Annotated in this window: 10 protein-coding genes; 5 read left to right on the top strand and 5 right to left on the bottom strand. The window is 67.5% G+C overall.

The window, feature by feature from the left end; all coding sequences use genetic code 11:
* Window positions 1-9: 9 nt before the first annotated feature.
* From A5736_RS12160 to A5736_RS12150, 3 genes are read right to left on the bottom strand one after another with little or no spacing between them, the layout of a single operon-like run.
* Complete coding sequence (locus tag A5736_RS12160) at window positions 10-1,179, bottom strand: sulfotransferase (protein WP_371328378.1); 1,170 nt, start codon at window positions 1,177-1,179, stop codon at window positions 10-12.
* Entirely contained in the window at window positions 1,179-2,279 is a 1,101-nt protein-coding gene (locus A5736_RS12155) for a DUF1214 domain-containing protein (RefSeq protein WP_076246398.1), read from the bottom strand. Before A5736_RS12155 ends, A5736_RS12160 begins: the two co-directional genes overlap by 1 nt.
* Before the next feature lie 53 nt (window positions 2,280-2,332).
* Window positions 2,333-2,908, bottom strand: coding sequence for a TetR/AcrR family transcriptional regulator (locus A5736_RS12150; protein WP_076246396.1), 576 nt, complete (start codon window positions 2,906-2,908; stop codon window positions 2,333-2,335).
* A 123-nt stretch (window positions 2,909-3,031) separates the two neighbouring features.
* Between A5736_RS12150 and A5736_RS12145 the strand changes: the two genes are divergently transcribed.
* The 3 genes from A5736_RS12145 to A5736_RS12135 are packed head-to-tail and all read left to right on the top strand — an operon-like array spanning window position 3,032 to window position 6,887.
* Window positions 3,032-5,257, top strand: coding sequence for an acyl-CoA dehydrogenase (locus tag A5736_RS12145; RefSeq protein ID WP_076246395.1), 2,226 nt, complete (start codon window positions 3,032-3,034; stop codon window positions 5,255-5,257).
* An 8-nt stretch (window positions 5,258-5,265) separates the two neighbouring features.
* On the top strand, window positions 5,266-6,474 hold the full coding sequence (locus A5736_RS12140; RefSeq protein WP_076246393.1) for a thiolase family protein: 1,209 nt from the start codon (window positions 5,266-5,268) through the stop codon (window positions 6,472-6,474).
* Window positions 6,475-6,476: 2 nt separating this feature from the next.
* Window positions 6,477-6,887 carry a Zn-ribbon domain-containing OB-fold protein gene (locus A5736_RS12135; RefSeq protein WP_076121298.1) on the top strand — a complete coding sequence of 137 codons (411 nt, stop codon included), beginning with the start codon at window positions 6,477-6,479 and terminating at the stop codon, window positions 6,885-6,887.
* A 55-nt stretch (window positions 6,888-6,942) separates the two neighbouring features.
* On the opposite strand, the gene A5736_RS12130 is transcribed toward A5736_RS12135, so the two are convergent.
* Window positions 6,943-8,397, bottom strand: coding sequence for an aldehyde dehydrogenase (locus A5736_RS12130; RefSeq protein ID WP_076121605.1), 1,455 nt, complete (start codon window positions 8,395-8,397; stop codon window positions 6,943-6,945).
* Window positions 8,398-8,539: 142 nt separating this feature from the next.
* Window positions 8,540-9,538: a LacI family DNA-binding transcriptional regulator gene (locus A5736_RS12125; RefSeq protein WP_076246392.1), complete on the bottom strand. Its 999-nt coding sequence runs from the start codon at window positions 9,536-9,538 to the stop codon at window positions 8,540-8,542.
* A gap of 237 nt (window positions 9,539-9,775) precedes the next feature.
* Between A5736_RS12125 and A5736_RS12120 the strand changes: the two genes are divergently transcribed.
* Together A5736_RS12120 and A5736_RS12115 are read left to right on the top strand one after the other, a co-directional pair.
* Window positions 9,776-11,125, top strand: a complete 1,350-nt coding sequence (locus tag A5736_RS12120) for an amidohydrolase family protein (protein ID WP_076121607.1) — start codon at window positions 9,776-9,778, stop codon at window positions 11,123-11,125.
* Between the two features lie 2 nt (window positions 11,126-11,127).
* Entirely contained in the window at window positions 11,128-13,467 is a 2,340-nt protein-coding gene (locus tag A5736_RS12115) for a CoA transferase (RefSeq protein ID WP_076246390.1), read from the top strand.
* Window position 13,468: the final 1 nt, after the last annotated feature.

Genomic DNA, 13,468 nt, shown 5'->3' with positions numbered 1-13,468 from the left:
GACTGTTCCCTACCGCAACTCTTCGGTCGGCACGCCGTAGCGGTCCTGGTAGGCACGCACCCGTTCCCGCACCTCGCCGGCGTCCAGACCGGTATCCGACCAGGTGTAGCGACCCCGTCCACCGTCCCCGGGATGAGCCGAAAGAAACTCGCGCATCTTGTGTGCGGCCTCCGGTTTCAGCTCGCGGCCCAGCCTCCGATAGATGTCGTTGATCGTGGTCCACGGGTCGTTCATGAAATCGGTGAACAGCACGTCGATCACCCGGCCGGCGGGCACCGCGCCGCCGTCGCGCAGCGTCATCCCCCGATCGAGGCCGACGACGATCTCTTCGTAGGACTGCGCCGCGCATTCGGCGATGTTGGACTCGTCGCTGCACATCCGTCGCAGGTGGTGGGTCAGCGCGGCGATCGACGAGATGACGTTGAGCGGATCGCGGTGCGTCTGCACGATCAGCGCGTCGGGGTATTCGGTCAGCAGCGCATCCAACTGCCACAGATGCGCGGGCGACTTCAGCAGCCACTGACCGGGAACGCCAGACTGCAGGTGCTGCAGGAAGATTCGATGGAAGCGGTACGCACCGGCGTAGTCGGCGTCATAGAGAAGCCAGTGCGAGTAGCTCGGCAGGCGGTACTGCACCGGAAAGATCATGCTGGTGAATTCGCTCGCCGTGATGCGGACGCACTCCTGCCCGACGAGGGCGCCCATCGGGTGAAATGCGAGGAAGCCCGGAACGATCTGCTCGGAGAGCTCGATGCTGGCTTGCACCTGCGCGATGCGTGGATCGGTGTGATACGTCTCGGGCTGCGGTACCGGGCAGGGCTCGTCGACCTCCCAGGTCAGCGGGGCACGGAGCTCGGGATCCTGGGCGAGCAGGTCGTAGAGGATCGTGGTTCCGGAGCGGGGTTGGCCGACGATGAAGATCGGCTGGGTGATTGGCTCGCGGGCGATCTCAGGGTGTTTCGTGCGCCACGCGATCACGCCGAGCCGATTCTTCAGGGCGCGCATCACATCCAGGCAGGCGATCTCGACACCGAGGTCCGAAAGCCGTGCCTCGTTGATCAGCGCGTCGGTGAGACGCTCCAGCCCGGGCCGCCAGCCGTCCGCGCCGAAGTCGTCGCTGCCCGCTTCTTCGCAGGCGGCGGCGATGAGCCGGTCCGGGTCGAACTTCTCCTTCAGCATCATGTCGGTTCCCCCTGCCGGCGCACCGTCACCGTGATGTCGGGCGGATTGGGGTTGTCGAGCCAGCGCAGCACCACGAATCCGCGATGCCGCCCACCGGTGTCGAGCCAGTGGCCAAAACCGAAGTCCTGTGCGGAGATCGCGATGCGCACGCGCCCGTCCGCGTCCGGTCGCACCCCCCGGTTGGTCACCGAGCTGTGCCGCCGACGTGGCTCCAGGCACTCATGCCACACGTTTTCCAGCGTGACGTTCCAGTACCTGGTATCGGGTGGCGCGATGTCGAGCACCAGCGCCTCGCCGGGATCGAGCCGAAACGTGCCCATCATGTACAGGTTGTCCGGGGTGGTATCGGCCGCACCTAGGTCCGCGGCCTCTGCCGTCAGCAGCGTGTTGGGGCGCTCCAGCAGCTCGGGCTTGATGGTGCGGTGCAGCGTGACGAGCTTCATCAGCGTCCATGCCATCGCGGTGAATTGCTCGGCGAGTTCGTCGTCGGTCAGCGGAGCGAGCGGGCCGGGATCGAGCGCTTCGATCCGCAGGGTGGCCAGCTCCTCGGAGGCGCGGTCGGCGAGGTACTCCCGCACGACGACCGATGACGCGTCGTCGGGAATCTGCACCCACAACGCGCCACCGAGATCGGACGGTTCGTCCGCCGACAGGACGAGCGCGAACTCGCCCGACGTCAGGGCCAGGTCGGTGTCGCTGACGTAGTTGGACATCCGGCGCGGGGTAAGCCCGGTTCCGGCCAGGATCTGGAATCCGAGATAGGCGCTTGTGCCCCGGACGCCGGTGATCCGATAGCGCCGGTCGCCGCGGATCATCGCCAGGTAGTAATTGCCGTCGGGATTGGGGCCGCCGATCATTCGGTTGTCCGAGCACATGTCGAAGAACGACGGCCGGTCGAGGTCGGCCTCGACCGATAGTTGCGAGCACAACGACGATACCCGGGCAATGACCCGCAGCCCCTCGAGGAGCTCTCGCTCGGACTCAGCATCCTGGGTCACCACCTTGGTGACGTCGGCGAGCATCTGCTGGAAGAACTGCCACGCGGCGAGCGTCTTCGGGGCGGCGTCGGACGACGCCGGCGCCTCATTTAGCGTCATAGCTTCATACCTAGACCATGTCTCGCGCTCGCGCTGCCGATTCGGGTGGGTTGTCAGGGCCGGCGGCCGAGGGCCTCGACGACTATCCGGGTGGTCGTTTCTGCCCGCCGCCGCGAATAAGGTTGTGCGCCAGAGAGAATCGGATACACCACGCCGCCGACAATGGCGTCGGCGGCAGAATCGGCCGTCACCTCGTCGACGCCGTCGGCAAGAAGCCGGTTGCGGACGCTTTCGTGCAGCGGCGAGGAGAACCCCGCGCGCAATTTGACCGCCGTCTCCTCATGCTCCATGCCGGCGGCGGTCAGGGTGCGCAGCATGGCCGAGCCGCGGGCGGTGGTCAGGCTCGTGACAAGTTTTCGCACCCATCCCACGAGGTCCTCGGCCAGGTCGTCGGTGTGGTTCACCGAAGCCAGGATCCTGTCGGCGTCTTCGAGCATGACGTCGGCGACCAGCGCAGGGCGGCTGGGCCACCACCGATAGATGGTCTGCTTTCCCACACCGGCCCGCGCGGCGACCGCCTCGATGGTCAGGCCGTCGAATCCGCGCTCGAGAAGCAGTTCGCGCGTGGCGGTGACGATCGCCGTGCGGGATTTCTCGCTACGGCGCCGCGGCGCGAGATCGCTTGGCATGCGGTGATCCTCGCCTCTCACAGTCTTTCGGGGTCGGGCGCGCTTTACATATACCGACCCGCCCCGTAATCTGCCACAAGACGAGACGGTTCGTCTTGTAAGACGGAAGGATAGCAGTCTTCGATGCCGCTCGGACTTTCCCCGGAGCAGCAGGAACTCAGCGACGCGGTCGGCCGGTTCGCCGGCCGGCACGCCCCGATCTCTTCGACGCGCGACGAGTTCGATGCGCTGGCGGCCGGCAAGCTTCCCGGATGGTGGGATGCGTTGGTCGCCAATGGCTTCCACGCCGTTCACCTTCCGGAACACCTCGGCGGCCAGGGTGGACGGCTGATCGACGCCGCCTGCGTCCTGGAGTCGGCCGGCAAGGCGCTATTGCCCGGACCGCTGCTGCCGACGGTGACGGCGGGAGCCGTCGCGATGCTGGCCGACCCCACGCCGCAGGCGGAATCGCTGCTGCGTGACCTTGCATCCGGAACACCCGCCGCGCTCGTCCTGCCCGACAATGGCGACTTTCTCGCGCGCGCTGACGGCCCGCAGTGGGTGGTCAGCGGGGCGTCCGGCGTGACGATGGGCGCGTGTGCGGCACGGCTGATCCTGATCGGCGCCCGCAGCCAGGACGGCGGGGTCTTGTGGGTTCTCGTTGATACCGGAAAGCCAACGGCAACAGTCGAATCCGTGCACGGCACCGACCTCGTCGCCGATGTCGGCACGCTGCGGCTCGCTGAGCATCGCGCGGAAGAGGCCGACGTGCTCACCGGCATCGACGTCGACCGCGCGGCGTGTGTCGCCCTGGGTCTCGTCGCCAGTGTGACGGCGGGTATCGCGCGGTGGTGCGTCGAGGTCGTCACCGCGCACCTGCGCACCCGAGAGCAATTCGGCAAGGTGATCGGAACCTTCCAGGCGTTGCAACACCACGCCGCGATGTTGTTGGTCAACAGCGAACTGGCCACCGCGGCGGCCTGGGACGCTGTGCGCGCCGTCGACGAATCGCTCGATCAGCACCGGCTCGCCGCGGCCGGCGCCGCCGTGATGGCGATCTCACCGGCGCCGGACCTGGTACTCGATTCGTTGACGATGTTCGGCGCCATCGGCTTCACCTGGGAACACGACCTGCACCTGTATTGGCGACGCGCCACGAGTCTGGCCGCATCGATCGGGCCGGCGAATCGTTGGGCCCGCCGTCTGGGTGAGCTGACGTGTACCCGGCAGCGTGACATGTCGGTCAACCTCGGCGACGCGGAATCGGAGTTCCGTTCCCGGGTGGCCGAAACCCTGGACGCCGCTTTGCAACTGCGCAACGACCAGCCGGGGCGCCAAGGCGACTACCCGGAGTTCGAAACCGGTCCGCAGCGCACCACGATCGCCGAGGCCGGCCTGATTGCGCCGCACTGGCCGCCACCGTGGGGAGTCGACGCCAGCCCCTTGCAGCAGTTGATCATCGACGAGGAATTCGACAAGCGACGCGACCTGGTCCGGCCTTCGTTGGGCATCGCCGAGTGGATCCTTCCGTCGGTGCTGCGCGCCGCACCGAAGGACTTGCAGGAGAAGCTGATCCCGCCGACGCAGCGCGGCGAGATCGCCTGGTGCCAGCTGTTCAGTGAGCCGGGGGCCGGATCCGACCTGGCCGCGCTGGCGACGCGGGCGACCAAGGTCGACGGCGGCTGGAGCGTCAGCGGGCACAAGATCTGGACGTCGGCGGCGCACCGCGCGGATTTCGGGGCGCTGCTGGCGCGCACCGATCCGGCCGCGAGCAAGCACCGCGGCATCGGCTACTTCATTCTCGACATGCGATCGCCCGGGATCGAAGTCCAGCCGATCAAGACGGCCACCGGCGATGCGCACTTCAACGAGGTCTTCCTCAACGAGGTGTTCGTGCCCGACGACATGCTGCTGGGGGATCCGACCGACGGCTGGAATCTCGCGATCGCCACGATGGCCGAAGAGCGTTCGGCCATCAGCGGCTACGTCAAGTTCGACAGGGCGGCCGCCCTGCGGGTGCTCGCGGCGCAACCCGGACCCGACCGCGACGACGCACTGCGCGAGCTCGGCGAGCTCGACGCGTACACCAACGCCGTCAAGGCCCTCGGCGTTCGCGAAACGATTCGGCTGTTGGACGGCCAAGCCTTGGGGCCGGCATCCAGCATCGCCAAGGTGGCAATGAACGTGCTGCTGCGGCGCACCTTTCAGGCCACGCTGCAGTTGACCGGGCAGACGGCGATGGTCGCGGATTCGGAACCCGCCGTCGTGCAGCCGTATCTGCACCTGCCCGCCGAGTTGATCGGCGGCGGCACCCGGGAGATCCAGCTCAACATCATCGCCCAGATGATTCTCGGCCTGCCCCGAAAGTAGGACAGCACATGGGATTACGTGGAGACGCGGCGATCGTCGGGTATGTGGAACTCCCGCCCGAACGCCTGAATAAGGCTTCGCCGGCACCCTTCGTCCTCGAGCAATGGGCCGAACTCGCCGCGGCAGCGCTCGAGGATGCCGGATTGCCCGGCGAGGCCGTCAACGGGATCGTCGCATCACACCTGGCCGAGTCGGAGATCTTCGTGCCCTCCACGATCGCCGAATACCTGGGTGTGGGAGCGCGATTCGCCGAGCATGTCGACCTCGGAGGGGCCAGCGCCGCGGCCATGGTGTGGCGGGCGGCCGCGGCCGTCGAACTCGGCATCTGCGACGCCGTCCTGTGCGCGCTGCCCGCCCGCTACATCACGCCGTCGTCGAAGAAGAAGCCCAGGCCCATGATCGACGCGATGTTCTTCGGCTCGTCCAGCAACCAATACGGCTCTCCGCAAGCGGAATTCGAGATACCCTACGGCAACCTCGGGCAGAACGGCCCGTACGGCCAGGTGGCGCAACGCTACGCGGCGATCTACGGCTACGACGAGCGTGCGATGGCCAAGCTCGTGGTGGACACCCGCGTGAACGCCAACCACACCGAAGGCGCGATCTGGAAGGACAAACCGCTCACCATCGACGACGTGCTGGCCAGCCCGGTGATCGCCGACCCGTTGCACATGCTGGAAATCGTGATGCCGTGCGTCGGGGGCGCCGCCATCGTCGTCGCCAACGCCGACCTCGCCCGCCGGGCGCGGCATCGCCCGGTGTGGATCAAGGGCTTCGGTGAGCACGTGCCGTTCAAGACCCCGACGTATGCCGCGGACCTACTGACCACGCCGATCGCCGCGGCCGCCGACACCGCCTTCGCCATGACCGAGCTGACGCGTGAGCAGATGGACATGGTGTCGATCTATGACTGCTACACCATCACCGTGTTGCTGTCGCTGGAGGACGCGGGCTTCTGCGAAAAGGGCAAGGGCATGGAGTTCGTCGCCAACCACGATCTGACCTTCCGCGGCGACTTTCCGCTCAACACCGCCGGCGGCCAACTCGGCTTCGGCCAAGCGGGATTGGCGGGCGGGATGCACCACGTCTGCGACGCCACCCGCCAGATCATGGGCCGCGCGGGCCCGGCGCAGGTCGCCGACTGCAACCGCGCCTTCGTGTCCGGCAACGGCGGCATCCTGTCCGAGCAGACGACGCTCATCCTGCAAGGGGACTGACGATGAAATTCGAACGCCCGATGCCCGTCAAAACGCCTACCACCGCGCCGTTTTGGGATGCGCTCGCCGACCATCGCATCGTCATCCAGTACTCGCCGTCGCTGCAGTCCTACGTGTTCTATCCGCGGGTGCGTGCGCCCCGCACGCTGGCCGACGACCTGGAATGGCGCGAGATCTCCGGAATGGGCACCTTGTACTCCTACACCGTGGCCCATCGGCCCGTCAGCCCGCACTTCGCAGACGCCGTGCCGCAGCTGCTCGCCATCGTCGAATGGGACGAGGGCCCAAGGTTTTCCACCGAGATGGTCAATGTCGATCCGGCCGATCTTCGGGTCGGAATGCGGGTGCGGCCGGTGTTCTTCGACTACCCCGAGCACGACGTGACGATGCTGCGTTACGAACCCGCAGCCTGACGCGGCGAGACTACTACATCTGCGCCCGCCGCACGCTCGGGCTGGGACTCTGAAGTTACATCTGCGCCCAGACGACCTTCGTCTGCAGGTAGGTCTCGAGACCCGCTTTGCCGGACTCGTAGCCCCAACCGGATTGCTTGTAACCGCCGAAGGGCATGGAGTGGTCGAACTGCATCTGGCAGTTCAGCCCCACGGTTCCGGCCTTGAGCCGCTTGGCAATTCGGTGGGCGCGGCCCAGATCGCGGGTCCAAGCGGTGGCGGCCAGGCCGTACGTGCTGTCGTTGGCCAGGGCCACCGCCTCGTCCTCGTCGTCGAACGGGATGACCGCGACGACCGGCCCGAAGATCTCCTCCTGGAACAGCCGGCTCGTAGTGGCGACGTTGGTCAGCACGGTGGGGCGCACGAAGTAACCCTTCCGGTCCACTCGCTCTCCTCCGGTAACGACCTCAACGCCGTCGGAGCGGCCCTGATCGAGATACCCCAGGACGCGGGTGAGCTGCTTCTCGCTGATCAGCGGGCCGATCAAGCTGCCCTCGTCCTTGGGGCCGCCCTGCGGCAGTCCGTTCGCGACGTTCGCCAATTGCTCCAGGAACTGCTCGTAGATACCGCGCTGGACGAAGATGCGCGACCCGCACACACACGCCTGGCCGGAGTGGATGAAGGTGCCGAACGCCGCCATCGGGACGGCCTTGGACAGGTCGGCGTCATCGAAGACCACCACCGGCGACTTCCCGCCGAGCTCCAGCGTCACCTTCTTCAGGTTGCTCGCACCCGCCGCGTGCACGATTGCCCGGCCGACCTCGGTCGATCCGGTGAAGGCGACCTTCTCGACGTCGGGGTGCGCGGTGATCGCCGCGCCCGCGGTGTGCCCGTAGCCCAGCAGCAGGTTCGCCACCCCCTCGGGCACCCCGGCCTCGGTGAGGATGTTGTCCAGCACCAGCGCCGACAGTGGGGTCTCCTCGGCCGGCTTGACGACGCTGCTGCAGCCCGCCGCGAGGGCCGGGGCCAGCTTGGCGCAGAAATTGAAAACCGGTCCGTTCCACGGGAATATCAGCCCCACCACGCCGTACGGTTCCTTCAGGGTGTAGGCGTGCTGATGCGAGTCGATGCCGGTGAGGCCGCCGGTGTGCACGTCGGCGGCGATGCCCTCGATCTTGGTGCACCAACCGGCGTAGTAACGGAAAAACTCGGAGCCGACGGTCACGGTTCCCTGCGCTTGCAGCGGGGTCATGCCCGCGTTGAGCGATTCGAGTTCGGCTAGCAGCTCCGCGTTCTGATCGATCAGCTCGCCGACGCGCCACAGGATTTTGGCCCGCTCGCTGGGCGGCTTGCTGTGCCAGACCCCCGACTCGAAGGACGCCTTCGCCCGGGCCACCGCGTCATCGACGGCTTCCGGCCCGCAGTCCTTGAACTCGGTGACCTGCTCTTCGGTGGCCGGATCGACGACTGCGATCGTCTCACCGGTACCGGGTCGTTCGCGGATCTCGTCGAGAACCGACTGCACCTTCATGGCCATCCCCTCGCGTCTTTGCGACCTGAAGCCCCGCCCGATCCACGCACGGGACCTACCGGAAGTTACGCGCTTAACCTCCGGATGTCCAGCCCGGCTCCGGCAACCCTGCGCGTGACCAAATTCTTGCGAAACTCGCAGTTCACGTGGACTCGCGCACGATCAGGCGGGCGACGTCCGTTGGCTGCGGGGGCGCCGGGGCGGCATATCCCAATTCGGTCAGGACGGCGGCGATCGCGGCATCGGCGACGGCGGTCGGGTTGAACTCCACGGTGGTCAGCGGCGGAGAGCTCAGCGCCGCCATCGGCGTGGCATCGATGCCCATCACGGCGAGGTCGGCCGGGCAGCGCAGGCCGGCGGCGCGGATCCCGTGCAGCACCAGGCACGCGATCTCGTCGCTCTGCGCGCACACCGCGGTGACGCCGTCTCGTACCCAGCCAGTCACCACCTCGACGGCATTGTCCTGGGTGACGTCGGCGACGGCGACCGACGGAAGGTCGCGCGCGAGGGCCGCGCCGGCCACGCCCTCGAGCCAGTAGTCACCCAGGAGGCGCCATCTGCGGTTGCCGGTGTACGCGAAAGCGATCCGCCGGTGGCCCCGCGAAACCAGGTGCTCGACGCGTAGCTCGCCGACCGAGAGGTGCGGGTCTCCCAGGGCGGGCAGCGTCCCGACGTCGATGTGCGGGACGCCCGCCGCCTTCACCGCGTGCGCGGCCGCCTCGCTCAGCGGGAACAGGCTCGTGACCGCGGCCGGGTCGAGATTCTCGATGGCCTCGACGACGTGGCGATCGTCTTCGGCCTCGAAGATCTGTAGCTGAAGCAGTCCGACGCGTGCCAGCTCGGTGGTCATCCGGCTGCCGGCCTGCATCGGCATGTCCCCGACCGCCACGTGCGGCAGCACGTAGAGCACCACGCCGCTCTTCCCGCGAGCGAGGTTGCGCGCGGCGAGGTTGGGACGGTAACCGAGGAGTTCGGCGGCGCGGTAGACCGCATCGCGGGTCGGCTCGGAGATTCTGCGGCCTTCGGCGTTGTTCAGTACGTAACTGACCGTCGCGGTCGACACCCCGGCCAGTCGCGCCACATCGGCGGTGGTGGGCCGCACGGGTTTGTCGACCAATGCATCACCTCTCGGGCCGGTCATGCCTCATGGTGGCACGCCACGCAAACAACATGGACTAATAGTCCAAGTCGGTAGACTAATAGTCCAAGTCGGTAGCTGGCGCTATATTGCCCTGCGCGGGCGCATGCCGAGGCGTTTGCCATTGTGGGACAGCTCTTGTCGGAGCGTGACCGGGCGCAGGACGACCGGGTGCCGCCGTTGACACTGTGACCAACACCATTGTCTACTAGTCACATCTCGATGCGCGAGGAGTCCGCCATGAACAAAGACGATCTGATCCTGATCAGCGTGGACGACCACATCGCCGAGCCGGCCGACATGTTCGACGCGCACGTGCCCGCGAAGTACAAGGACCGCGCCCCGCGCGTGGTCCTCGAGCCCGACGGCGTCCAGCAGTGGTACTACGGCGATATCCGCGGACGCAACATGGGCCTCAACGCCGTCGCGGGCAAACCCCGCGAGATGTACAACGTCGACGCCTGCAGTTACGACGAGATGCGTCCGGGCTGCTTCAACGTCGACGAACGGATTCGCGACATGAACGCCGGCGGGCAACTGGCCGGCTTGAACTTCCCGAACTTCACCGGCTTCTCGGGCCAGGTGCTCAACCAGGGCCCCGACCGCGACATCAACCTGCTGATGATCAAGGCCTACAACGACTGGCACATCGACGAATGGTGCGCGGCGTACCCGGGACGGTTCATCCCCTGCGGCATCCTGCCGCTATACGACGTGGCCGAAGCGGCCAAGGAAGTCAAGCGGCTCGCGGACAAGGGCTGTCACGCGGTGACGTTTTCGGAGAATCCAGAGGCCTTGGAAATGCCCAGCATTCACACCAAATACTGGTATCCATTGTTCGAGGCCGTCTGTGAGAACAGCACCGTGCTGTGCACCCACGTCGGTTCCGCGTCGCGATCCGCACAAGTGTCGACCGACGCTCCGCCCAGCGTGCAGATGACGGCGTCGTCGATGATGAGCATGTTCACCTTCACCGAGCTGATCTGGGCCGAATTCTGGGCCGACTTCCCACAACTCAAGTTCTCCCTCACCGAGGGCGACGTCGGCTGGATACCGTACTTCCTCTGGCGCGCCGAGCACGTCTACAACCGGCACTCGGGCTGGACGCAGGCGAAGTTCCCGCCCGGCTACGGCGGTCCGACCGACGTGTTCAAGCGACATTTCTACACCTGCTTCATCAGCGACAAAGTCGGCGTCAAGAACATGGACTGGTTCAACGAGGACATGCTGTGTTGGGAGTCCGACTTTCCGCACTCCGACAGCAACTGGCCGTTCGCGCCCGAGGATGTCATCGAGACCATGGGCCACCTCGACGACGCGGTCATCAACAAGATCACGCACGAAAACGCCATGGCCGCATACTCGTTCGACCCGTTCCGGCACATCCCGAAAGAACACGCGCGGGCCGGCTACCTGCGCGCCCAGGCCACCGACGTCGACGTGGTGACCCATGTCGGCCATCGGGCCAGCCAGCGTGACCTCGACACCTGGACGCGGATGACGCAGTTCGCGCTGCAGGCGCAGGGATCCGGGCCGGTGACCGCGGAGGTCACCGGCATCGCCGGGCGCGCCACCACCCTGGGCAACTGAGCGTGGCCGCCGAGGCGCCGTTCGCGGGCTGGCGTGTGCTGGAGTTGTCCAGCGGGATCGCGGTGTCGTACTGCGCGAAGATGTTCGCCGACGCGGGCGCCGACGTCGTGAAGATCGAGTCACCGCAAGGTGATTCGATGCGCGGGTGGTCGGCCGGGGGCGCCCCCGGCGCGCTGTTCGGCTACCTGGCGGCGGGCAAGAGGTCGGTTGTCCGCCGCGACGACGCCGAGGTCGCCGCCCTGCTGGCCGGTGCCGACGTCGTGCTCACCGACCTGACCGACGGCTGGACGCTCGACGACATCACGGCCCATAGCGGGCCGTCGGCCGTCGTGGTCGCCGTGACGCCGTTCGGGCTGACGGGTCCGTACGTCGACGACCGCGTCGTCGCCAACGAGTTCATCCTGCAGGCGCTGTGCGGCTCGACCGCCGGCCGCGGCTGGCCGGGCGACGAACCCGTGCAAGCGGGCGGCCGGCTGGGCGAGTGGCTCGCGGGGGCGTTCGCCGCGGCGGTGGCCGCGGCCGCGGCACGCCATGCCGCCCGGGGCGGAAACGGTGAGATCATCGACGTCTCGACCTACGAGGCGATGGCCCTCGCGATGGGCGGCCTGTCCGCCATGTCGGCCAGCGTGCTGGGGCCGGATTCCCTTCAGCAGCAACGCAGCCTGGAACTGCCGTCGATCGTGCCCACGGCCGACGGCATGGTCGGCTTCTGCACCATCACCGCCCAACAGTTCCAAGACTTTCTGGTGATGATCGATCGCGCCGATCTGGTCGACGACGCCGAGCTGGCGTCGTTCGTAGGGCGAGTCGAGCGCCGCGACGAATTCCTCGGCATGGTCACGCGGTGGACGGAAACCCGTACCACCCAAGAGATCATCGATCTCGCGGTGGCCTTCCGAATCCCGGTAGCGCCCATCGGCACCCCCGCCACGCTGCCCAAGGTCGACCACTTCGTCGAACGCGGCGTGTTCGTCGAGTCGGAACCCGGGGGGCTGCAGCCGCGGGTACCGTACCGCAGCGATGCCATCGTGACCATGCCGCCGCGGCGCCCTCCGGAACTGGGTGCCGACAACGGCCGCGTGCGGTGGCCGCCCCGGCCCGGCCGGCCCAGCGCCGCCGAACCCGACGCACTTCCGTTGTCCGGCATCCGGGTAACCGACTTCACCGCCTTCTGGGCGGGGCCCGTCGCCACGCAATTCCTGGGCGCCCTCGGCGCCGACGTCATCAAGCTCGAGGGCGTCCGCCGGCCCGACGGCATGCGGCTCTCCGCCGGCCGTCCCCCCGACTGGGACCAGTGGTGGGAAACGGGCCCGGTGTTCCTGTGCAGCAACAACAACAAGCGCGGCATCAGCGTGGAGCTGGGCACCGACGCGGGGCGGAGCATTGCCCTGGATCTCATCGCCGCCAGCGATCTCGTCATCGAGAACTTCTCGCCGCGGGTGATGGAAAACTTCGGCCTGCAATGGGATACGGTGCGCGGCGCCAATCCCCGCGCGATCATGGTGCGGATGCCGGCGTTCGGCCTCGACGGCCCGTGGCGCGACCGCGTTGGCTTCGCGCAAACCATGGAACAGGCGACGGGCATGGCATGGATAACCGGACATGCCGACGGGCCACCTGTGATTCCGCGCGGGGTGTGCGATCCGATCGCGGGCCTGCACGCGGCCTTCGCCGCGATCGTGGCGCTGGTCGTCCGTGACCGGGACGGAACCGGCATGCACGTCGAGTCGACGATGGTGGAGTCGGCGCTGAACGTGGCCGCCGAGGCGGTGGTCGAGTACTCGCGCAACGGAATCGAGCTGCGGCGGAACGGAAATCGCGGCCCTGGAGCGACTCCCCAAGGCGTGTATCGCTGTGCCGGTGACGACGAGTGGGTCGCGCTCGCCGCGACCGATGACGGCGCCCGCCTGTCCCTTGCGAAGCTCATCAATCGGGACGAACTCGGGCCGGATGCAGCCGGGTGGCGGGCGGGGGCCGACGACATCGACAAGCTGATCTCGGATTGGACCGCGCGGCGCACGGTGGCCGAGGCGGTCGACGCGCTGCGCGCCGGCGGGGTGGCCGCGGCACCGGTCACGCCGGCGGGGGAACTGCTGGGCGATCCACAACTGCGGGCCCGGGGTTTTTGGGAAACGGTCGACCACCCGGTGGCCGGCTCGTTCCTGTGCACCGGAATGCCCTTCGCATTCGTCGGGAAGCCACGGCGCTGGATCCGACGCGTGCCGCCGTTGTATGGCCAGCACACCGCCGAAGTCCTGACGGGCCTGCTGGGACGCAGCGAACGAGAGCTCACCGAGCTGCGGGCATCCGGGGCCACCAGCGCGCGGCCGGCGGGCCTGTGAC

The sequence above is a fragment of the Mycobacterium sp. SP-6446 genome (genome assembly GCF_001954045.1).
Classification (GTDB): Bacteria; Actinomycetota; Actinomycetes; order Mycobacteriales; family Mycobacteriaceae; genus Mycobacterium.
This window is presented reverse-complemented; position numbering and strand designations above follow the sequence as displayed.